Genomic DNA, 21626 nt, shown 5'->3' with positions numbered 1-21626 from the left:
CCCCGCTCACGGCGTTAGCGGATCTGTTGCAGCGCTAACCGAAAACCGCTCCCGATACGCCTGCGGCGTCACCCCGATCGCGCGCAGAAAACTGCGGCGCAACGTCTCTTCACTGCCAAATCCACAATTGGCCGCGATGCGTTTGACCGGCAGACCGGTGTCACTTAACAGCCGCCGTGCCGTCTCGACGCGGATCAGTTCGATCGCTCGCGCCGGGGTCTGGCCGGTGTCGGCGCGGTAGTGCCGAACGAAGCTGCGCTCACTCATTCCGGCTTGCTCGGCCAGGGTCGGGATGCCGAGGTCGCAGGTGAGGTTTTCGGCGATCCACGCGTGCAGTTCATCAAATCGATTGCCCTGATTCTGTAGCGACAAGGTCACGCTGAACTGCGACTGTCCGCCCGGACGTTTGAGAAACACCACAAGATGCCGGGCGACGTCCAAAGCAATGTCGCTGCCCAGGTCCTCTTCAACCATCGCCAAGGCCAGATCGATGCCAGCGGTGACACCCGCCGAGGTCCACACCGGGCCGTCGTTGATGAAAATCGGATTCGCCTCAACGTGCAGATTCGGATGCTGCTGCGCCAGTTGTTCGCAGCGAGTCCAGTGGGTAACCACGCGTCGACCGTCGAGCCAGCCGCTGGCCGCCAATAGAAAAGCACCAGTACACACTGACGCCACGCGTCGACACTTGCCGCCGTGCTCGCGCACCCAACCCACCAGCAGCACATCTTCAGCCGCCGGATAAATGCCCCAGCCGCCGGCGATGATCAGCGTATCGCTTGGCGCTTGCGGCAACGGCTCGGCCAACACTGCCAGCCCGGCCGACGACATCACCGCCCCGCCACCGCTGGCGATCACGCTCGGCGCATAAGGGATCGGCAAGCCGCGCTGACGGGCGATGTCGTTGGCAGAAGCGAATACTTGCAAGGGCCCGGTGACGTCGAGGATCTGCATGTTGGCAAACGCGAGTACGTGGATGGCTTTGGGCATTTGGCGTAATTCGTGGGGTAATTGGCGTATGCGCCAGAACGTACGCGCCTACAGTGAAGCCGTCCACCCTTTTTCATGGAGCAAGAACGATGACGTTGCAGATCGGTTTTCTGTTGTTTCCACAGGTTCAGCAACTTGACCTGACCGGCCCTTACGACGTGCTCGCCTCGTTGCCGGGCGTGCAGGTGCATCTGATCTGGAAGGATCTGATGCCGGTCACCGCCAGCACCGGCCTGCTGCTGAAACCGACCATCACGTTCGAGGATTGCCCGTGTCTGGATGTGATCTGTGTGCCCGGCGGTGGTGGCGTTGGGGCGTTGATGGAAGACGAGGTGACGCTGAACTTCATCAAGCGTCAGGCTGCTCAGGCGAAGTACGTGACATCGGTGTGCACCGGTTCGCTGGTCCTCGGCGCGGCGGGCCTGCTGCAAGGCAAGCGCGCGACCACGCATTGGGCGTATCACGATCTGCTGCCGACGCTGGGCGCGATCGCGGTGAAGGATCGGGTGGTGCGTGACGATAATCTGTTTACCGGTGGCGGGATTACGGCGGGGATCGATTTTGCCTTGGTGCTGGCTGAAGAGTTGGTGGGGGCCGACGCGGCGCAACTGATCCAGTTGCAGTTGGAATATGCCCCGGCGCCGCCGTTCAACGCGGGCACCCCGGAGACTGCGCCGGGTGCGATTGTCGATGAAGCTCGCTTGCGTGCAGCGCCATCGCTGAAGCTGCGCACGGAAATCACCGAACGTGCTGCCGCGAAACTTAACTTGCGCTGATCCCAAGCGCTACACAAATCCCATGCGGGAGCGAGCCTGCTCGCGAAGACGGCGGATCAGTCGACATCAATGTTGTCTGTCCGACCGCTTTCGCGAGCAGGCTCGCTCCCACATGGGATTTGTGTGTGGCGAGGGTTTGTTTGCCGTCCCCACATTCCGCCACAGCTTCACTTGTCCCCACGCCCCCACCCGTGTAGAAAGCCCTTCCACAAATTTGCACAGGGACTTTCGATGAAGGCTTTGCCATGGCTCTATCTGGCGCTTCTCAGCCTCGGTTACGGATGGGCGCTAAGCTACGGCCACCTCGGCTGGCTGGCTTTGATTTCCGTTGGATTGCTGGTGTTCGCAGGCTTTGCCGTGCGCCAGCAACAGGTGCCGGTCGCACGTTTTCTCGGCCATGGCCTGTTCATCGTGCTGGCCTTGGCGCTGGCTCTGCACTGGCTGCCGGGCTTCGCCAACGGTCGCGCCATTGATCCGCAACGCTTCACAGACAACGCCGTGCCGTTCGCGATGTACCTGAATCTTGATAAACCGCTGGTTGGCTTCTGGCTGTTGCTGGTGTGCCCATGGATTGTCGGGCGACGTTCGTTGCGCCTGAGCGTGTACGCCACCGCCCTCGCCCTGACGCTGAGCGCGATTCTCGCCCTCGGCGGCGCGCTATTGCTGGGTGTGATCAGTTGGGCACCGAAGTGGCCCGATCAGGCGTGGCTGTGGGTCCTGAATAACCTGCTGCTGGTGACCTTGGTCGAAGAAGCGCTGTTTCGCGGCTATATACAGGGCGGCCTCAGCCAGCGCCTCAAACACCTGCCTTACGGTGAAAACCTCGCCCTGCTGCTGGCCTCGCTGCTGTTTGGTCTGGTGCACGCCGGCGCGGGCTGGACTTGGGTGTTGCTGGCAGGCCTGGCGGGGGTCGGCTATGGTCTGGCCTACCGTTTTGGCGGGCTCGGCGCGGCGATCGCCACGCATTTCGGCCTGAACTTGCTGCATTTCGGCCTGTTCACCTATCCGATGCTCGCCGGCTGAAGCAAGCGCCGTTTTGCGACGCTGTGCTGATTATTGAAAAAAAATTTCAATAAAAAGCTGTCACCGCCGACAACCTTTCAAAGCCTTGCGGATTGAAAAACCATGCGTAATAACCAGCCCATTACACAACGCGAACGGACTTTCCCGGCTCAGCAGCGGTTGATTTCCACAACCGACGCCAAGGGCGTGATCACCTACTGCAACGACGCTTTCGTCGAAATCAGCGGGTTTTCGCGTGAGGAACTGATCCGTGCGCCGCACAACCTGGTCCGTCACCCCGACGTCCCGGCGGCGGTGTTTTCGCACATGTGGGGCACACTGAAACAAGGCTTGCCATGGATGGGCATTGTCAAGAATCGCTGCAAGACCGGTGACCACTACTGGGTTAACGCCTACGTGACTCCGGTGTTCGACGGCAATCAGGTGGTCGGTTACGAGTCGGTGCGGGTCAAACCCACCGCCGAACAGATCCGCCGTGCCGAAGCGCTCTACCAACGCATCAACCAGGGCAAGTCGGCGATCCCCTCCACCGATAAATGGCTACCGGTGCTGCAAGACTGGCTGCCGTTCATTCTGGTCAGCCAGTTGAGTTTCATGATCGGCGCCACCCTGAACTCGCAGTGGGGCTTCGCCCTCGCCGCCGGTCTGTCGGTGCCGCTGGGCCTGATGGGCCTGCAATGGCAGCAACGCGGGCTCAAGCGCCTGCTGCGCCTGGCCGAGCAAACCACCTCCGACCCGCTGATCGCGCAGATGTACACCGACAGTCGTGGCGCCCAGGCGCGTCTGGAAATGTCGATCCTCAGCCAGGAAGCACGCCTGAAAACCTGCCTGACCCGTCTGCAGGACACCGCCGAACACCTGACCGATCAGGCCAAGCAGTCCGACGCCCTGGCGCACAACAGCTCCACCGGCCTGGAACGTCAGCGCGTGGAAACCGAACAGGTCGCCACCGCCGTCAACCAGATGGCCGCCACTACTCAGGAAGTGGCCAGCCACGTACAACGCACTGCTGACGCCACTCAGGAAGCCAATCGCCTGACCGGTCGCGGTCGTGACATCGCCGGCGAAACCCGCGAAGCCATTCAGCGCTTGTCCGTAGTGGTCGGTGAAACCGGTCTGACCGTGACCCAACTGGCCAAGGACAGCGACGAAATCGGCGGCGTGGTCGATGTGATCAAAGGCATCGCCGACCAGACTAACCTGCTCGCCCTCAACGCGGCGATCGAAGCCGCACGGGCCGGTGAGATGGGTCGTGGCTTTGCCGTGGTGGCTGACGAAGTGCGTCAACTGGCGCAACGCACCAGCGAATCGACCGGGCAGATTCACGCCTTGATCGCCAAGTTGCAGCAGACGGCTTCGAGCGCCGTGCAGACCATGGAAGCCGGGCATCGTCAGGCTGAAGAAGGTGTAGCGCGGGTGCTGGAAGCGGATCAGGCGTTGGTCGGGATCAGTGAAGCGGTGGCCAACATCACCGACATGACCACGCAGATTGCTGCCGCGACCGAAGAGCAAAGTGCGGTAGCTGAAGAGATCAGCCGCAACATCAGCAACATTTCGGAGTTGGCGGATCAGACGTCGGAACAGGCGCACAACTCGGCGTTGCTGAGTGAAGAGCTGACGAAAACGGCTAATACGCAGTACTCGTTGGTGGAGCGGTTTAACCGCTGATTGAACTGGCGATAACAAAAAACCCGGAGGGCGAGAGCTTCCGGGTTTTTTGTTGGGTCAGTGAAATTACCCAATCCGGGGTTCGCTTTGAGTCGAGCTGCGCATGAAGAGCTCAGTCACACATTTCGCTACAACCGCCGACCCCTGGAAATCTAAAGTCCACGGTGCGCTTCTCTAAAAAACCTTGTGTTGAACATTCCAAAACAAACCCACAAAACATTGCAACTGTCTACTGTCAGGTCTGACAGTAGACAGTCAACTTTCATGGGTTTATCTATAAATCCTCGGACAGACAACTCGCAATTGTTCTCACGATATGACCAAGGAGTTAAAGATGACTGCACAACACATTTACTTACCGAAAACAAACTTCACTCAGAAACAGGGAAATATCCTCACTTGGCAATTCGGCACCAATCCCGTAACGACGTCCACAATAACTTTTTTTGATCTAAACCATTTTATCCCGACAGGCGAAAAGAGCTGGTCAATCTCAGGATCGACAGGAACGCTGGAGGACGAAAATATCTTTCTCTACCTTTTCTCGATCCCCTATACCAATGACGCCCCGTTCAATAAAACCTATACATTAAAAGATGGACTGATATTCCAGCACGGCCACTCATCGCCTGCACCATCTGGATTTTATGGATTTACCTACGTTGATGCTGATGAGGCTACAGTCAAGATCGACATCCATCCCACCAAGGGGATTGCTACAGGTACATTTGAAGCAAAGTTTAAAAGTCATGGTTATCGTACGCAGCCTAAAGGAACTTTCAACTTGTTAAGAGATGATTTGTGATCTTCTTCGAACAACGCCTCGACCCGCTCTGCCATAAAAAGATTTTTCAGTGACAGGCAATCGATATAGCACACCTTATAGCCGTGTAACGCTTTCGCGAGGAGGCTCACTCCTACATTAGATATGCGGTGGCCACAGGTCATGTGCCCGACAACAATCTCCTGTAGGAGTGAGCCTGCTCGCGAAGGGGCCATAACAGCCGGCGAAATTATTGAGGCAGCTTCAGCTTATCCAGCAGTCGATTGACCAACAGCTCGTTGAGCATGATCACCTGTTGCAGCGCCAGCAGCGGTTTGCGCTCCGGGCCGCCGATTGAGTTGGCGATATTACCGGCCATGGCATGGGCGTATGAAAGCGACTCGCTCGCCTCGACCAGGAGGGTTTCGTCATCCAGCGTGGGGTCGACGAGATAGACGGGGCGAAATTTTGGCGAGCTTGGTGGGGCTCCCAATGCTTCTGGTCTGAGGTAATAGTCGAGGGCGCGATCGGTTGCCTCTTTGACCTTTTGCGGGCTAATCGCGGGGTCGTGTGGGATTGGATCGGTAACGGGTGGGTTTGGTGTGATTTTGAACATAGGTGTAACTCCAGTTTCGAATATTAGGAGCCATCACCCTCGCTACCAAACGAGTGGGTGGTGGCCATACGTGGGTTGGTAGACCGGTCGAAACGGGAAACCCGGCGCTCACGAATGAGCCCCACGCATGTCCACCATAAAAATCTGAGCCCCCAAAAAGGGACTGCATACGGTGACGTCATACGGTTTCGAAGCGGGCTACCAAACCCGATCACTGTTTTTCAGTGACAGGGACACGATACAACCCGCCTCATAGCCGCGTAAGCAGGCGGATTCTGGCGTACGCGTAGGTAACGGCGCAAGGTGTTGTAGGCCCCGTGGCGTAACGGGTTGTGTAATTTAAACGTGCTCACAAAATCATGTTTACGCACAGAAAATGCTGGACAGTGAGTGCTTCCAGTTCTTTATCGTGACAGCGAAATTGCCCCTCACCCTAACCCTCTCCCAGAGGGAGAGGGGACTGATCGAGGTGATTGGATGAGGTACGCCGACATGCGATACCGAGTTGAACTCAGATTCTGAAAAGCTCAAAAATCGGCTCCCTCTCCCTCCGGGAGAGGGCTGGGGTGAGGGGAAAATCCACCACAACACTAAAGCCGAACATCCGCTCTTCACCGCTCAATAGGCCGAGTGTCAGCTCGCCTGCTTTTGATCTTGATCCACGGGCGACGTCGGAAGGCTGAGTGGAGGGATTGATCCGGGCGTGGGAGCGCAGCGACCGTTTGGCGCAGCCAAACACAGCGAGAGGAGGTGCAGCGAAGCAAACCGAGGGCGATGCCTCGGATGGATACCGGAGCGAGGGGGCTGCACGTAGGAGCAAGCGTTTTTTTGCTTACTTTTCAGGCGTTTCGTTTGTAAAAAAGTGAGTCGCCATTAGGGCGAAAAAATAAGTGGCAGTCTGCATTCTTGATCCTCCTCTTCATTGAAAAAATCGATAGCACAAGCTTCCAGATGTCAATTGTTGAATTGTATGTCGTCAGCGTTGGTCCTCTTCGCAATTTAAACACTCAGCCACTCAATTATTAATCACCCAGCCTGACAAGCGTTAATCCAGTTTATCCGTGTTTAATTCAACACCCCGGTAGAAAAATCACAAAAAATCCTACCTGTATAGCTGTCAACAATGACAGTTGACATCTCCCCCAATGACTCAAACACTTCAAAAGCCTGTTAAATCCCCCATTACCAAAAAATTCCGAGGAAAGACGATGAACATGCAAAGATTCTATATTCCAGGTTCCCGCACCACACTCAAACCGGACAACAAGTTTAAATGGCGCTCGAATGGCGATGAATCAGTCGCTGACGGCACAGTATTTGAATACTATTACAATGAAAACTTTGACAAAAAAACCTGGGAATTCTATGGCTGGCTCGGCAGTACCGACGACGGCACCTATATCGGACTCGTTTTTTCAGTGCCCTATATCAGCGACGAGCCTTTCAGTAAAGTCTATACACTCTCGGATGAACTTGTAGCTTCATACATATATAGCCGCAGACTTCCAAACGGTACGGAGTTTATCGTTGTTCGTCCCGAAGGCGCGCAACTGGACATCAGGAACCTGGATCCGCTCGCAGGAACAGTCGACGCAAGCTTTAGAGCGCTTTATCATAATTCCGGAAAACTGCTAGAAGTGCAGGGAAACTTCCACCTGCATAGAGACGACCTATAGAGTTGCCGCAGCAACGGATATCCATCACGTCGGATCGCTCCTAAGGGGGCGAGGGGAAAGGGAGCCGATCTCTGTACATCTCAGAATTTGAGTCCGACTCGGTATCTCAAGTCGGCGTACCCCGCACATTCAGTTCGAGCCGTCACCATCGCTACCAAACGAGTGGGTGGCGGCCGTACGCGGATTGGTAGACCGGCAGCAACAGGAACCCGGCGCTCACGAGTGAGTCCCAGGCCACAATCACGAGGGGAGCACTTCTACAGAAGAGCAAGAGCGGTGCTCGCGGGTTTTCAGCCATCAGCACCACTTGACCTGCCCTCTCGTTTACATCGGATTATCGTTTCGCAAGGTCGATGGAGCGCAACAGCACTTCAATTACTTCGTTCTGCTCGTTATGTGTCAAGCCCACCCATAACGGCAGTCGGATCAGTCGCGCTGGTAGCGTTTCGGTAACATGCAGCGCGCCATGTGCACGCCCCAAAACGCGTCCGGCCGGCGCCGTGTGCAGCGGCACATAGTGAAATACTGCGCCAATACCACAACTCTTCATGCGTTGGAGCACTGCGTCACGATCCACATCCGCCGCGAGCAGAACGTAGTACATATGTCCATTATGCGTGCACGTGTCGGGCACGATCGGGCGGCGCAGAACGCCGGCGGCCTCTGCAGCCTCCAGGCAATCATGATAATAGCGCCACGACGAGAGGCGCTCTTCCCGGATGCGTTCAGAATGCTCCAGTTGCGCCCACAAAAAAGCCGCTGTCAGTTCGCCCGGCAGAAATGACGAGCCGACCTCCTGCCATGTGTACTTGTCCACCTCGCCGCGAAAAAAACGACTCCGGTCCGTACCTTTCTCTCGGATGATCTCGGCGCGCAGTACGCACTCTGGATTGTTGACCAGAAGAGCACCGCCCTCGCCGGAAATCACATTTTTGGTTTCGTGAAAGCTGTACGTACCAAAATCTCCGATACTGCCCAACTCCCTCCCCCGATATGTAGATGTTACGCCTTGCGCCGCGTCCTCAATAACAAGGATGTTGTGACGCCGAGCGATCGCGAGGATGGAGTCCATTTCGCAACTGATACCCGCGTAGTGCACCGGCACAATTGCGCGCGTGCGCGGCGTGATCGCGGCTTCAATGAGACGCTCGTCGAGATTCAGAGTATCCGCGCGAACATCGACAAATACAGGCACACCGCCACGCAATACAAACGCATTTGCGGTCGATACAAATGTATAGGACGGCATGATGATTTCGTCGCCGGGCCTGATTCCTGCGAGTATGGCGCTCATTTCCAGCGCCGCTGTGCATGAATGCGTAAGCAGAGCTCGCGCAGCACCAGTGCGTGCCTCAAGCCATGCATGGCAGCGCTTTGTATACGCACCATCGCCAGCAAATTGCAGATTCGCGTGCGCGTCGGAGATGTAGGCCAGCTCCTGCCCTGTCATATACGGCTTATTGAACGGGATGTGGATCATATCTTCCTTGCAATGAGAAAACGCGAGCCGCCCAACGGGAAATCGACGCCCGCGCGGATCATCCGCGCTTCAGTCACCATTGCCGCGCCAAGCAGACGATTCAACCACGGCGCAACACTGAGTTCAGTTCCGCCTGCTTCAGCATCGGCGCCGCGACGACTGAATCTCGACAGCATCATCAGAGGCAACAGCATTGCGACGAAAGACGTGCTACGGACGATCGAAAACCCCGCAGCACGTACCTTCGCGTGCAGATCAGCAGCAGCGTAGCGGCGCACATGACATGCGTACTCGTCGGTGGAACTCCACAGCCACTGATGTTGAGGCACAGTCAGCAGTAGATGACCGCCCGGCCTTAACGACGCATGCGCCTGGCTCAGCACCGTTTCATCCTCCACGATGTGCTCGAGCACATCGAACATTCCAATCGCGCCAAACTCGCCAGAAAACGGAATGTCGCGCGCGTCCATTTGCATGAAAACAGCGCCGGGCAGACGGTTTGCCGCGAACGAAAGCCCTGCCGAAAAAATCTCGCTACCTGCGACGCGTGCTTGCGGAAAAGCCGCGGCAAGGGCGGATAGCACATAGCCGGTGCCACAGCCCACCTCAAGAAACGAGTCGAAGTCGCGCGCATAGCGGTTTAGCGCCCAAATGATCAACCGATTACGAGCTTCGAACCAGAAATTGCCAGCTTCGACCGCTGCGAGCTCGGCAAAGTGGCTTGCCTTAAAGCCGGAGCTTTCTGCACTCAGTGCTGGCGCATATGTCGGTAGCCCGTTTTCCAGCTCCGGCTGCCAGCGGCAAGCCGGGCAGGCCATATCGCTGACCGGGTACAACGTGTCGCAACTGAGGCACCGCTTCACGGGTTGCTCCTGACGATCGGATCGGGACGAGGAAACACTAGAAATTTGAATGTGACGAACAAGAAAACCGCTACCACCAGTATCGCCACCGCTTGCACAACACGATATGGAAAGTGCAGGTGGTCGGCGAAGTACGCAAGAATCACGTAGTTCAGCAGATACCCGCACACATGGGCAGCTAGGTACTTGAACGCTGGCCCGGCAATACCGCCGCGGTAGCCGAATGTCCAGTTGCGGTTGCTCCAGAACCCAGCGACCGCTCCCGCAATATAAAGTACCGTCATGGCCGTCTTCGGCTCCATGCCGAGCCAAGTGATTAACAGAAACAGGAGATAGCCGCCTAAATTTACGGCCCCACCAACAAGGCCATAACGAAGCAGTTGGGCGAGCGATGCGCACGATTGCGGTGTCATTGCCTACTCACACTGGATCGCTGACGGTTACGGCCGTTGCCGGATCAAGCGTGCGTAGCCGTCTTGCCGGGACCCCAACATAGACGCAGAGATCTTCCGTGTCACGATTGACCATCGACTGGGCCCCAATCAGGGTATCGTCTCCGATGCGCCTGCCTTGCATCACCACGGCCGAGAAGCCGATGAAATTGCGAGCACCGATCGTGACATTCCCGCCGAGTGTCGCATTCGCGGCGATGAAATTGTGATCGCCGATATTGCTGTCGTGGCACAGGGTTGCGTTCGACCAGACCACGTTATTCGAGCCGAGCTTTACACCTGTCTCGATGACAGCGCCAGGCATGACAATCACGTTATCCCCGATGACCGCATCGGTCGCGATCCACGCGGCCGGATGCATTAAATTGGCAAGGGGATAGCCGCATTGTTTAATCGCGCGATACACGCTTGCCCTTCCCGGCATGCTCCGATAGCCAACCGCGACGAACAGCATCACGTCAGTGGGTGTGAAGCGATTGCGCACAGTTTGCCAGCCGAGCAACGGTATGCCGTCGAGCTCTGAGATTCCCTCGGGCAGATACGATTCGTCGACGGTAAACGCGTGAACCTGTATGCCGAGATCGTTTGTAGCGTAGCGGCAAACGAGTTGTGCAAACGGACCGGCACCAAAAATGATCAACCCTGCCATTCGCGCTCCTTGTGTGATTCGTCGGATGGTGCGTGAACGCGGTCGCCATGATAGATGGCTCTAACCAGCGAAGCCGGTCGTTTTTTCACTTCGAGAAAGATCTTGGAAATGTAGATTCCGACCACACCGATCGAAAAAATAATGACGCCGCCAATCAGGAACAGCGCTGCCATCAGCGACGTCCAGCCGAGAAATACATGGCCCCAGAACAGCTTTCGCGCGAGGAGGTAGAGAATCACTGTCGCAGCGATGCCTGACGAAAGAAGGCCCAGATAGAAGATCCCGGTAAGCGGCTTGCTGCTGAACGAGGTGATCGCGTCGACTGCCATTGATACTTTCTTGCGAAAGGTATACGACGAGTTGCCATCGAATGTTTTTGTCGCAACGATGCGCTTCTGCCTGAACCCCGCATCTTTCCAGACTGCGGGCAGAAACAGCTCCGTTTCACCGTACTGCAGCAGTCCGCTCACGTAGCTACGTTTCATGAGGCGCGAGACGATATCGCGATCTGACACCTTCACCGGCGAGAGCGCATTGAACACTTTGTAAAAGAGGTCGCTGGTGAGCGCTTTCGCGAAAGGAAGCGTCTTCTTTTCGAGTTGCCCTACCACTACGTCGGCTTCCGGATCCTCGTCCATAACGCGCCAGAAGTGACCAAGATTTTCCGGTTCTTCCTCGAGATCGACGTCTATCACGAAAACACGCTCGCCGCCTGCATAGCGCATGCCGGCCATCAGCGCGCGATGCTGACCGACGTTGCGCGCAAGGTCGATCACCTTGACGCGCGGATCAATCGCGCACAACCGACGCGCCACGTCTAACGAATCGTCGGGAGACGCATCGTTGACAAACACAATCTCAAAAGACGATGTGAGTTTTTGCGCATCAACCACTATGCGCCGATAAAACTCGTCGAGGTAGCGTGTCGACCGGTACAGGCTGGTGACTACGGAAAGCTTTAGCATCATCTGGCCCTCATGAAGGCCGAATGCTCGGGGCCTACGTTGAAAAGCAGATCGAGTATGCTCACGCCATGAGCGAACGGAGGAAAGAGCTGCGGGTATTCGGGATAGCCATCATATTGCATCCATTCGACGCGCGCACCTGCATCGATAAAGAGAGTTTCGTCGAGGTATTCACGAGCGGCCGGTCCCGACAGATAAACATCTGCACCCGCCTGTCGGCAGATACCCACCAGCCGCTCTACCCGATCACCTTCGAGCTCATAGTCTTTTGATGACGTGATGGGTGTGGTGATGCCTAAAATTGCGCAGACCTTACGAATGAAAAACACATTAATGTCCGGCAGTAGTTCATACGCACTGGCCTCGCCATACCACGCTTCAACCATCGCAGCATATTTTTCGAAGTTGTGCGCACGTGCATAATTGTTAGCGATCGTTCTCCAGTGCCGTGCTGCCCAGCGCGAATCGGCTACTCGCGTCTCGCTGATCTTCTGTCCCAGTCGATCCTGCCGGACCGGAATAGTAAGCCATTGCACGCCGGTTTGAGTTTTGATGCGATTACGATTGCGCCAGTCATTCTTTGTGTACTGCACCTCGTCGTACAGGATGAACTCGTCAACTGCGCGGATCAAATCGAAGTAACCTTTCCATGGGACATAGTTCGACTGAAGAATGGCAACTTTCTTGGTCATTTTGGATCCGCCGACGCAGGCACGACTAGCGCTCGTCGACACTGCCATCGCGCGAGCGCAAGACGAGCGAGCGCGATAAAGTAGATCACGAACACAACACGCAGGAAGTAAAAGTAACGGTTTTCGACGTGGGCAATTGCCATGTTCAGTGATACCGAGCAGAACGCAGTGATCACCAGCAGCGCGAGCCACGGCTGGCCAGACGCGATCGACGCAAAGGACAGGAGCGCAACCAGCAAAAATGCGACCACGGTGCCGGTAACTTCGGCGGCGGTATAGTTGATTATCGGCAACAATGCGTCGGCCGGTGGCCGCCCTGCGTACACCGCCCAGTAGAACTTGGACAGGCCGTTCCAGAACTTGGTGGCGAAATACTGAAACTCCGGAACCTGTGTGACCAACTTCGAAAAATACACAAACGGTGTCGGCTCCATATACACAGCCAGTTCTACATAGGGTTGACGATTGGCGGAATCGAATACGGCCATCGCCCGCGGATCATATAGCCACGGCATTCCCGAATGCAGATAAACCCACAAAATCTGTACGAATCCCAGCGATGCACCGCAGCAGAAAAAGATGAGTGGTGGAAGTGCGGATTTTATATCGCGCCTGCCAACCAGAGCGAGCCACAGTGGCACAATCAACACCGCGCTTACCGCGAAATTCTGCTTCATCAATATCGAAGCGCCTATCAATATCCCGGCCAGGAATGCCTTGCCTTTCGATGGGTTAAGTCCGTCAGCACTTAACAAACAGAATGACAGCAGAAATAGCGTGAGACTTTGAAGATCGGACAGACGCACTGATATGTAGCCGATTGAGAACAGTGTGATCAGAATGACCAGCAAGGCATCGCCGAAGAGTGGCCGCCCCTGTACACGGGACCGCAAAGTGTCGGCCTCGACGCCCGAGAATCGTCGCAGAAGCGTAAGGCCCGCATAGACCAACAGCATGAGGAACAGGAGGTTCTGGAACAGCGTGATATAGCTCACCAGAATCGGATCATCCGTGAACAGCAACGGAAGGGCGTAATAAAGCACAATGCCGATGGGGCGATAGTCGTGATAACAGGTAGCGCCCGGGGAATCGCTGCCCAAGAGGAAATGCGCGCACGCAGTAGCTACTTCCAAATACTGGGGCGCATCGCCAATCGAAGGAAAATCCATGCTCTGCTCAAATGCTGGTCGAATCCGCGAGGCTAGTCTAAAGCGTTGAAATGTACAACAAATGTCATAGGCATTGCGGGGTAGACACTGGCGCCCCGCGCGCCTTGTCGGGCGCGGGGACCAATCTTCATGCGGGGTCAGAACTTCGCTAAATCCTTGAAAAACTCGGCTACTTTCTGCGCAGCGCTGGCCAAATGCTGTTCATGGGTAAACCCGGAAACCTTCAGTGGCTTCAGGTCATGATCCCCTGCCGCTAACCACGTCACCTCAATACTCGGTGACAAGGTGTAAGCCTCAACCGCCTCCCGATTGCCCAGCGCATCCCGCTCGCCTTGCACAATCAACGTCCGAGTCTGCAAAGAAGCCAAATGCTCAACCCTGGGCTTCTCCGGCTTACCCACCGCGTAAAACGGATACCCAAAACATACCAACGCATCAACCCTCAACTCATCCGCCACCAAGCTCGCCATTCGCCCGCCCATCGACTTCCCGCCAACGGCCAAAACCCCAGTGACATGACGTCGCACTTCAGCAAACACCTCACGCCAACATTCCTGCAATTTCACCGCAGGATTCGGCGGCCGCTTCACCCCATCAACGCGCCGCTGCGCCATATAAGGAAACTCAAACCGCAACACATTCACCCCAAGCCCGGCAAGGCGCCCAGCCATATCGTTCATCCAGTCACTGTCCATCGGCGCACCAGCACCGTGAGCGAGGATCAACGTCGCCGAAGCCTCGCCACTGGCAGCATCCCAAAGCCACCCATGATCACGCACGCACTGCGCCCATTGATCCCCGTCAATACTGGCCTTGTGCTGTTTGTCCATGCTTGCCTCGCTTTTAGTCTGCCTATAACTCCAGACGAAGGATTCGCCGCGTGTTGTGCGCGCGCTCACTTCGGCTGAACCGTGGATGGGGAACCATGAACACTTCTATCAGTACCGCCTACAACTACAAGGTGGTCCGCCAATTCGCCATTATGACGGTGGTGTGGGGCATCGTCGGCATGGGGCTCGGGGTTTTTCTCGCGGCCCAATTGGTCTGGCCCGAACTCAACTTCAATTTGCCCTGGACCAGTTTCGGCCGTCTGCGCCCGCTGCACACCAACGCGGTGATCTTCGCCTTCGGTGGCTGTGCGCTGTTCGCCAGTTCGTTCTACTCGGTGCAACGCACCTGCCAGACTCAGCTGTTTGCGCCGAAAATCGCCGCGTTCTGCTTCTGGGGCTGGCAACTGGTGATTCTGCTGGCGGCGATCAGCCTGCCACTGGGTTACACCAGTTCCAAGGAATACGCCGAGCTGGAATGGCCGATCGACATCCTGATCACCATCGTCTGGGTCGCCTACGCCGTCGTGTTCTTCGGCACGATCATGCAGCGCAAGACCAAGCACATCTATGTGGGCAACTGGTTCTTCGGTGCGTTCATCATCACCGTGGCGATTCTGCACATCGTCAACAACCTTGAGTTGCCGGTGAGTTTCACCAAGTCCTACTCGGTGTACGCCGGTGCAACCGACGCGATGGTGCAATGGTGGTACGGCCACAACGCCGTAGGCTTTTTCCTCACCGCCGGTTTCCTCGGGATGATGTACTACTTCGTGCCGAAGCAGGCCGAACGTCCGGTGTACTCGTATCGTTTGTCGATCGTGCACTTCTGGGCGCTGATCACCCTGTACATCTGGGCCGGCCCGCACCACTTGCACTACACCGCGCTGCCGGATTGGGCACAGTCGCTGGGCATGGTGATGTCGCTGATTCTGCTGGCACCGAGCTGGGGCGGCATGATCAACGGCATGATGACCCTCTCGGGCGCCTGGCATAAGTTGCGCAGCGACCCGATCCTGCGCTTCCTCGTGGTGTCGCTGGCGTTCTACGGCATGTCGACCTTCGAAGGTCCGATGATGGCGATCAAGACCGTCAACGCCCTCTCCCACTACACCGACTGGACCATCGGCCACGTACACGCCGGCGCCCTCGGCTGGGTGGCGATGATTTCCATCGGCGCGCTGTACCACATGATCCCGAAAATCTTCGGTAAAGCGCAGATGCACAGCGTCGGTTTGATCAACGCGCACTTCTGGCTCGCAACCATCGGCACCGTGCTCTACATCGCGTCGATGTGGGTCAACGGCATCGCCCAGGGCCTGATGTGGCGTGCGGTGAACGAGGACGGCACGCTGACCTACTCCTTCGTCGAAACCCTGGTGGCCAGCCACCCAGGCTTCGTCGTGCGGCTGATCGGTGGGGCGATCTTCCTCAGCGGCATGTTCCTGATGGCTTACAACACCTGGCGCACCGTGCGGGCCTCGCAGCCTGCTGACGTCGTTGCTGCCGCGCAGATGGCCTGAGGAGTCCGCCATGAAACACGAAACGATTGAAAAGAACGTCGGCCTGTTGATGTTGCTCATGGTGTTCGCCGTGAGCATCGGCGGCCTGACCCAGATCGTCCCGCTGTTCTTCCAGGACGTCACCAACAAACCGGTGGAAGGCATGAAACCCTACACCGCGCTGCAACTGGAAGGCCGCGACATCTATATCCGCGAAGGCTGCGTCGGTTGCCACTCGCAGATGATCCGCCCGTTCCGCGCCGAAACCGAACGCTACGGGCACTACTCGGTGGCCGGTGAAAGCGTTTGGGATCACCCGTTCCTGTGGGGGTCGAAACGTACCGGTCCGGATCTGGCCCGGGTCGGCGCACGCTACTCGGATGACTGGCACCGCGCGCACTTGTACAACCCGCGCAACGTCGTACCGGAATCGAAGATGCCGGCCTATCCATGGCTGGTCACGCAAGCGGTCGACAGCAGCCACACCGAAACCAAGCTCAAGACCATGCGCACCCTCGGCGTGCCGTACACCGACGACGACATCAGCGGCGCGGTGGCCAGCCTCAAGGGCAAGACCGAAATGGATGCCCTCGTCTCCTACCTGCAAGTGCTCGGCACTGCGATCAAGAGCAAGAGGTGAGCACGATGGTCTTTGAAATGAGCGCAGGGCTGATCCGTGGTTTAGGCACCGTTGTCGTGTTTGTAGCGTTCGTCGGCTTGACCTTGTGGGTATTCAACCGCAAGCGCACCCCGGAGTTCGCCGAAGCACGTCTGCTGCCGTTTGCCGACGAGCCACAGCCCGAAACTACCCCAGCATTTGAAACAACCCAAGCACCTGAACCAAGGAGTACCCGGCCATGACCACCTTCTGGAGTACGTGGATCTGCGTACTGACCATCGGCAGCCTGATCGGCCTGACGTGGCTGCTGATCGGCACCCGCCGGGGCGAAACCAAGGGCAGCGTCGACCAGACCATGGGCCACAGCTTCGACGGCATCGAGGAGTACGACAACCCGCTGCCGCAGTGGTGGTTCATGCTGTTCGCCGGCACGCTGGTGTTTTCCGTGGGCTATCTGATCCTCTATCCGGGCCTGGGCAACTGGAAAGGCATCCTGCCGGGATACGAGGATGGCTGGACCGGTGTGCACGAGTGGGAAAAGGAAATGAACAAGGCCGACGCCAGGTTCGGGCCGATCTTCGCCAAATTTGCCGCGATGCCGGTGGAAGAAGTGGCGAAGGATCCGCAGGCACTGAAAATGGGTGGCCGCCTGTTCGCCTCCAACTGCTCGGTGTGCCACGGCTCGGACGCCAAAGGCGCGTTCGGTTTCCCTAACCTCGCCGACAGCGACTGGCGTTGGGGCGGCGAGGCCGAGACCATCAAGACCACCATCATGGGTGGCCGGATGGCGGCGATGCCGGCCTGGGGCGAAGTGCTCGGCGAGGCCGGGGTGAAGAACGTTGCTGCGTATGTGCGTCACGAGCTGGCCGGTCTGCCATTGCCCGCTGACAGCAAGGCTGACCTGCAAGCGGGACAGCAAGCGTTCAGCACCACTTGCGCTGCCTGTCATGGGGCAACCGGCCACGGCACTGAAGCCATGGGTGCGCCGAATCTGACGCACCCGGCCGGGTTTATCTATGGCACCAGCCTGACCCAACTCGAGCAGACCATTCGCCACGGTCGTCAGGGTCATATGCCGGCGCAAAACGAACTGCTGGGCAACGATAAAGTGCAATTGCTGGCCGCTTATGTGTACAGCCTGTCGCACGGATTGAACACAGAAAAACTGATTACTGAAGACAACAAGAAGTAAGCATTGCGTACACCCCTGCCGCACCTTTCTCGGTGCGGCAGCATCCAGCCCCTTTGCGACGCATTGTCGCACCCCTTCACACCCTCTCCTTTCGGTTCCCCGGATTCGGGTCTACGCTTGCTCGATGCGGACTGGCTTGTGCCGGTTCCAGGTCAACGCTGACTGCTGTGTTCTGCGAACCGGCTGACTGATGTGGCCGCAAACGCCGGTAGATACCGGCTGTCGTGCCATTTGCCATCCGTCACCCGAACTGAGCGTTTGAACACACCCCGTTACAAGCGACCTGAACCCCTCGCTTTTTTCGTCCGCTGCGACATTTTGTCCGAGGCCGATTTTGTCCTTACGCGGCGCATGGAAAGGCCGCAGAATCAGCGTTGGAAAGCATTGACCCAGGTCATGGCGCGTTGCAATGACCCCCTGCTCTCTGCATACTTGCGGCCGATTTTAATCCTAATAAAACACCCAAACCGTGGAACCTTAGAATGAGCACAGCAATCAGTCCGACTGCTTATAACTATAAGGTAGTCCGCCAGTTCGCCATCATGACGGTGGTCTGGGGGATCCTTGGCATGGGGCTCGGTGTCTTCATCGCCTCGCAACTGGTCTGGCCGGAGTTGAACTTCGGTCTGCCGTGGACGAGCTTTGGACGCCTTCGCCCGTTGCACACAAACCTGGTGATTTTCGCCTTCGGTGGTTGTGCACTATTTGCCACTTCCTACTATGTCGTGCAGCGAACCTGCCAGACGCGACTGATTTCCGACAGCCTCGCGGCCTTCACCTTCTGGGGCTGGCAAGCGGTCATCGTCGGCGCGATCATTACCTTGCCGCTGGGTTACACCACCACCAAGGAATACGCGGAACTGGAATGGCCGATCGCCATTTTGCTGGCCATTGTCTGGGTCACCTACGGTCTGGTGTTCTTCGGCACCATCACCAAGCGCAAAACCAAGCATATCTACGTGGGTAACTGGTTCTACGGTGCGTTCATCGTGGTCACGGCGATGCTGCACATCGTCAACCACGCTTCCCTGCCGGTGAACCTGTTCAAGTCCTACTCTGCCTACTCGGGCGCGACCGACGCGATGATCCAGTGGTGGTACGGCCACAACGCGGTGGGCTTCTTCCTCACCACCGGTTTCCTCGGGATGATGTACTACTTCGTGCCGAAACAGGCCGAGCGTCCGATCTACTCCTATCGCTTGTCGATCGTGCACTTCTGGGCACTGATCACCCTGTACATCTGGGCCGGCCCGCACCACTTGCACTACACCGCGCTGCCGGATTGGGCACAATCGCTGGGCATGGCGATGTCGATCATCCTCCTGGCGCCAAGCTGGGGCGGCATGATCAACGGCATGATGACCCTCTCGGGCGCCTGGCATAAGCTGCGCACCGACCCGATCCTGCGCTTCCTCGTGGTATCGCTGGCGTTCTACGGCATGTCGACCTTTGAAGGTCCGATGATGGCGATCAAGACCGTCAACTCGCTCTCGCATTACACCGACTGGACCATCGGCCACGTACACGCCGGCGCTCTGGGCTGGGTGGCGATGATTTCGATCGGCGCGATCTACCACATGATCCCGCGTCTGTTCGGTCGTGCGCAGATGCACAGTGTCGGCCTGATCAACGCGCACTTCTGGCTCGCGACCATCGGCACCGTGCTGTATATCGCGTCGATGTGGGTCAACGGCATCACTCAGGGCCTGATGTGGCGTGCAATCAACGACGACGGCACCCTCACCTACTCGTTCGTTGAAGCGCTGCAAGCCAGCCACCCGGGCTACATCGTCCGTGCGCTGGGCGGTGCATTCTTCGCCAGCGGCATGTTCCTGATGGCTTACAACGTCTGGCGCACCGTGCGCGCCTCGAACCCGGCGGAAGCCGAAGCCGCTGCCCAGATCGCTGTCGTTGGAGCTCACTGATGAAGCATGAAGCTGTCGAGAAGAATATTGGCCTGCTGGCCTTCTTCATGGTCATCGCCGTCAGCATTGGCGGCCTGACCCAAATCGTTCCGCTGTTTTTCCAGGACGTCACCAACAAACCGGTCGAAGGCATGAAGCCGCGTTCGGCACTGGAACTGGAAGGCCGCGACGTTTACATCGCCAACGGCTGTGTCGGCTGCCACTCACAGATGATCCGTCCGTTCCGCGCCGAAACCGAACGCTACGGCCACTACTCGGTGGCTGGTGAAAGCGTCTGGGATCACCCGTTCCTGTGGGGTTCCAAGCGTACCGGTCCGGATCTGGCCCGTGTCGGTGGTCGTTACTCCGATGACTGGCAACGTGCGCACTTGTACAACCCGCGCAACGTGGTGCCCGAGTCGAAAATGCCGGCATACCCGTTCCTCGTGGAAAACAAGCTCGACGGCAAGGAAACCGCCAAGAAAATGGAGGTTTTGCGCACCCTCGGCGTCCCTTACACCGACGAAGACATCGCCGGTGCCCAGGATGCCGTGAAGGGCAAAACCGAAATGGACGCGCTGGTGGCCTATCTGCAAGGCCTGGGCACCATCATCAAAAGCAAACGGTGAATTAGATGGATATCGGGATGATTCGTGGCCTGGGCACCGTTGTTGTGATGGTGGCCTTCATCGGTCTGGCGCTGTGGGTGTTCAGCCCCAAGCGCAAGTCGGAGTTTGAAGACGCGACCTTGTTGCCTTTTGCGGATGATCCCGAAGCCATCAAGCACGTCGAGCAAGCTTCTAGGAGTAACAAAGAATGACTACATTCTGGAGTCTGTACGTCACAGTCCTCAGTCTCGGTACGATCTTCGCCCTGACCTGGCTGCTGCTGTCGACCCGCAAGGGCCAGCGCAGCGAACAGACGGACGAGACGGTCGGGCACTCCTTCGACGGGATCGAGGAGTACGACAACCCACTGCCGAAATGGTGGTTCATGCTGTTTGTCGGCACCATCATTTTTGCCTTGGGTTACCTGGTGCTGTACCCGGGCCTGGGCAACTGGAAAGGCCTGCTGCCGGGCTACAACTACCTCGATAACGACAAACAGACCGCGTTCGCCAACGGCCAGACCGGCTGGACCGGCGTGCACGAGTGGGAAAAGGAAATGGCTCGCTCGGACGCCAAGTTCGGTCCGATCTTCGCCAAATTCGCCGCGATGCCAATCGAAGAAGTCGCCAAGGATCCGCAAGCACTGAAAATGGGTGGTCGTCTGTTCGCCTCCAACTGCTCGGTGTGCCACGGTTCCGACGCCAAGGGCGCTTACGGTTTCCCTAACCTGACCGACGCCGACTGGCGCTGGGGCGGCGAGCCGGAAACCATCAAGACCACCATCATGGGCGGTCGTCACGCGGTGATGCCGGCCTGGGCTGAAGTGATTGGGGAGCAAGGCGTTGCCGACGTGGCAGCGTTTGTCGTGACCAACCTGGATGGCCGCAAACTGCCGGAAGGCATCAAGGCTGATCCGGCCAACGGCGGCAAACTGTTCGCCGCCAACTGCGTGGCCTGCCACGGTCCGGCCGGCAAAGGCACACCCGCCATGGGCGCGCCTGACCTGACCCACCCGGGTGCTTTCATCTACGGCTCGAGCTTCGCGCAACTGCAGCAAACCATCCGTTACGGCCGCCAGGGCCAGATGCCGGCGCAGGAACAACTGCAAGGCAACGACAAGGTGCACCTGCTGGCGGCGTATGTTTACAGCCTGTCCCACGGTGAAAAAGCACCGGAAGCGAACGCCGAATAA

The 21626-nt window shown here is 57.6% G+C and carries 23 protein-coding genes; 13 read left to right on the top strand and 10 right to left on the bottom strand.

The genetic code is table 11. The features are described 5' to 3' along the window. Window positions 1-6: 6 nt before the first annotated feature. Complete coding sequence (locus QOM10_RS09760; protein ID WP_316917929.1) at window positions 7-990, bottom strand: GlxA family transcriptional regulator; 984 nt, start codon at window positions 988-990, stop codon at window positions 7-9. A gap of 89 nt (window positions 991-1079) precedes the next feature. Here QOM10_RS09760 and inhA point away from each other — a divergent pair, with 89 nt between their 5' ends. The 4 genes from inhA to QOM10_RS09740 all read left to right on the top strand — a co-directional run bounded on the left by inhA (window position 1080) and on the right by QOM10_RS09740 (window position 5262). Next, window positions 1080-1766, top strand: coding sequence for an isonitrile hydratase (gene inhA, locus QOM10_RS09755; protein ID WP_316917928.1), 687 nt, complete (start codon window positions 1080-1082; stop codon window positions 1764-1766). A gap of 231 nt (window positions 1767-1997) precedes the next feature. After that, window positions 1998-2789: a CPBP family intramembrane glutamic endopeptidase gene (locus QOM10_RS09750; RefSeq protein WP_150774904.1), complete on the top strand. Its 792-nt coding sequence runs from the start codon at window positions 1998-2000 to the stop codon at window positions 2787-2789. A gap of 102 nt (window positions 2790-2891) precedes the next feature. Beyond that, window positions 2892-4457, top strand: a complete 1566-nt coding sequence (locus tag QOM10_RS09745; protein WP_016983500.1) for a methyl-accepting chemotaxis protein — start codon at window positions 2892-2894, stop codon at window positions 4455-4457. Between the two features lie 334 nt (window positions 4458-4791). Then, a complete protein-coding gene (locus tag QOM10_RS09740) occupies window positions 4792-5262 on the top strand; it encodes a hypothetical protein (RefSeq protein WP_316917927.1) in 471 nt (156 codons plus the stop codon). Window positions 5263-5470: 208 nt separating this feature from the next. On the opposite strand, the gene QOM10_RS09735 is transcribed toward QOM10_RS09740, so the two are convergent. Next, entirely contained in the window at window positions 5471-5836 is a 366-nt protein-coding gene (locus tag QOM10_RS09735) for a DUF6124 family protein (RefSeq protein ID WP_316917926.1), read from the bottom strand. A gap of 1208 nt (window positions 5837-7044) precedes the next feature. Between QOM10_RS09735 and QOM10_RS09730 the strand changes: the two genes are divergently transcribed. Next, window positions 7045-7512: a hypothetical protein gene (locus tag QOM10_RS09730; protein WP_160038973.1), complete on the top strand. Its 468-nt coding sequence runs from the start codon at window positions 7045-7047 to the stop codon at window positions 7510-7512. A 334-nt stretch (window positions 7513-7846) separates the two neighbouring features. Here QOM10_RS09730 and rffA read toward each other — a convergent pair whose 3' ends face one another. The 8 genes from rffA to QOM10_RS09690 form a co-directional block, all read right to left on the bottom strand. Further along, a complete protein-coding gene (gene rffA, locus QOM10_RS09725; protein WP_316917925.1) occupies window positions 7847-8992 on the bottom strand; it encodes a dTDP-4-amino-4,6-dideoxygalactose transaminase in 1146 nt (381 codons plus the stop codon). Beyond that, window positions 8989-9855: a class I SAM-dependent methyltransferase gene (locus tag QOM10_RS09720; protein ID WP_202982101.1), complete on the bottom strand. Its 867-nt coding sequence runs from the start codon at window positions 9853-9855 to the stop codon at window positions 8989-8991. The genes rffA and QOM10_RS09720 overlap by 4 nt, the downstream gene beginning before the upstream one ends. Then, window positions 9852-10268: a GtrA family protein gene (locus QOM10_RS09715; protein WP_150774909.1), complete on the bottom strand. Its 417-nt coding sequence runs from the start codon at window positions 10266-10268 to the stop codon at window positions 9852-9854. Before QOM10_RS09715 ends, QOM10_RS09720 begins: the two co-directional genes overlap by 4 nt. A gap of 7 nt (window positions 10269-10275) precedes the next feature. Further along, window positions 10276-10956, bottom strand: coding sequence for a NeuD/PglB/VioB family sugar acetyltransferase (locus tag QOM10_RS09710; RefSeq protein ID WP_150774910.1), 681 nt, complete (start codon window positions 10954-10956; stop codon window positions 10276-10278). Then, a complete protein-coding gene (locus tag QOM10_RS09705; protein ID WP_202982100.1) occupies window positions 10944-11924 on the bottom strand; it encodes a glycosyltransferase family 2 protein in 981 nt (326 codons plus the stop codon). Before QOM10_RS09705 ends, QOM10_RS09710 begins: the two co-directional genes overlap by 13 nt. After that, window positions 11921-12613: a WbqC family protein gene (locus QOM10_RS09700; protein ID WP_150774911.1), complete on the bottom strand. Its 693-nt coding sequence runs from the start codon at window positions 12611-12613 to the stop codon at window positions 11921-11923. The genes QOM10_RS09705 and QOM10_RS09700 overlap by 4 nt, the downstream gene beginning before the upstream one ends. Beyond that, entirely contained in the window at window positions 12610-13782 is a 1173-nt protein-coding gene (locus QOM10_RS09695; RefSeq protein WP_316917924.1) for a hypothetical protein, read from the bottom strand. The genes QOM10_RS09700 and QOM10_RS09695 overlap by 4 nt, the downstream gene beginning before the upstream one ends. 137 nt (window positions 13783-13919) lie before the next feature. Beyond that, complete coding sequence (locus tag QOM10_RS09690; protein ID WP_316917923.1) at window positions 13920-14612, bottom strand: alpha/beta family hydrolase; 693 nt, start codon at window positions 14610-14612, stop codon at window positions 13920-13922. A 95-nt stretch (window positions 14613-14707) separates the two neighbouring features. On the opposite strand from QOM10_RS09690, the gene ccoN (QOM10_RS09685) reads away from it, so the two are divergent. From ccoN (QOM10_RS09685) to ccoP (QOM10_RS09650), 8 genes are all read left to right on the top strand, one after another. Beyond that, window positions 14708-16132, top strand: a complete 1425-nt coding sequence (gene ccoN / locus QOM10_RS09685) for a cytochrome-c oxidase, cbb3-type subunit I (protein WP_034152830.1) — start codon at window positions 14708-14710, stop codon at window positions 16130-16132. 10 nt (window positions 16133-16142) lie between these two features. Beyond that, on the top strand, window positions 16143-16751 hold the full coding sequence (gene ccoO / locus QOM10_RS09680; protein WP_003223389.1) for a cytochrome-c oxidase, cbb3-type subunit II: 609 nt from the start codon (window positions 16143-16145) through the stop codon (window positions 16749-16751). Between the two features lie 5 nt (window positions 16752-16756). After that, on the top strand, window positions 16757-16972 hold the full coding sequence (locus QOM10_RS09675) for a cbb3-type cytochrome oxidase subunit 3 (RefSeq protein ID WP_053118838.1): 216 nt from the start codon (window positions 16757-16759) through the stop codon (window positions 16970-16972). Then, window positions 16969-17922, top strand: a complete 954-nt coding sequence (ccoP, locus tag QOM10_RS09670; RefSeq protein WP_316917922.1) for a cytochrome-c oxidase, cbb3-type subunit III — start codon at window positions 16969-16971, stop codon at window positions 17920-17922. The genes QOM10_RS09675 and ccoP (QOM10_RS09670) overlap by 4 nt, the downstream gene beginning before the upstream one ends. Window positions 17923-18404: 482 nt before the next feature. Further along, window positions 18405-19847, top strand: coding sequence for a cytochrome-c oxidase, cbb3-type subunit I (ccoN, locus tag QOM10_RS09665; RefSeq protein WP_064391308.1), 1443 nt, complete (start codon window positions 18405-18407; stop codon window positions 19845-19847). Next, window positions 19847-20455 carry a cytochrome-c oxidase, cbb3-type subunit II gene (gene ccoO / locus QOM10_RS09660; RefSeq protein ID WP_064391307.1) on the top strand — a complete coding sequence of 203 codons (609 nt, stop codon included), beginning with the start codon at window positions 19847-19849 and terminating at the stop codon, window positions 20453-20455. The genes ccoN (QOM10_RS09665) and ccoO (QOM10_RS09660) overlap by 1 nt, the downstream gene beginning before the upstream one ends. A 5-nt stretch (window positions 20456-20460) precedes the next feature. Continuing rightward, window positions 20461-20646 (top strand): CcoQ/FixQ family Cbb3-type cytochrome c oxidase assembly chaperone, encoded by a 186-nt coding sequence (locus QOM10_RS09655; protein ID WP_003175465.1) that lies wholly within the window; start codon window positions 20461-20463, stop codon window positions 20644-20646. Beyond that, window positions 20643-21626, top strand: coding sequence for a cytochrome-c oxidase, cbb3-type subunit III (gene ccoP / locus QOM10_RS09650; RefSeq protein WP_127926519.1), 984 nt, complete (start codon window positions 20643-20645; stop codon window positions 21624-21626). The genes QOM10_RS09655 and ccoP (QOM10_RS09650) overlap by 4 nt, the downstream gene beginning before the upstream one ends.

It is taken from the genome of Pseudomonas sp. P108 (genome assembly GCF_032613195.1).
Classification (GTDB): domain Bacteria; phylum Pseudomonadota; class Gammaproteobacteria; order Pseudomonadales; family Pseudomonadaceae; genus Aquipseudomonas.
The sequence above is the reverse complement of the archived record's forward strand: the minus strand, read 5'-3'. Positions and strand labels throughout refer to the sequence as shown.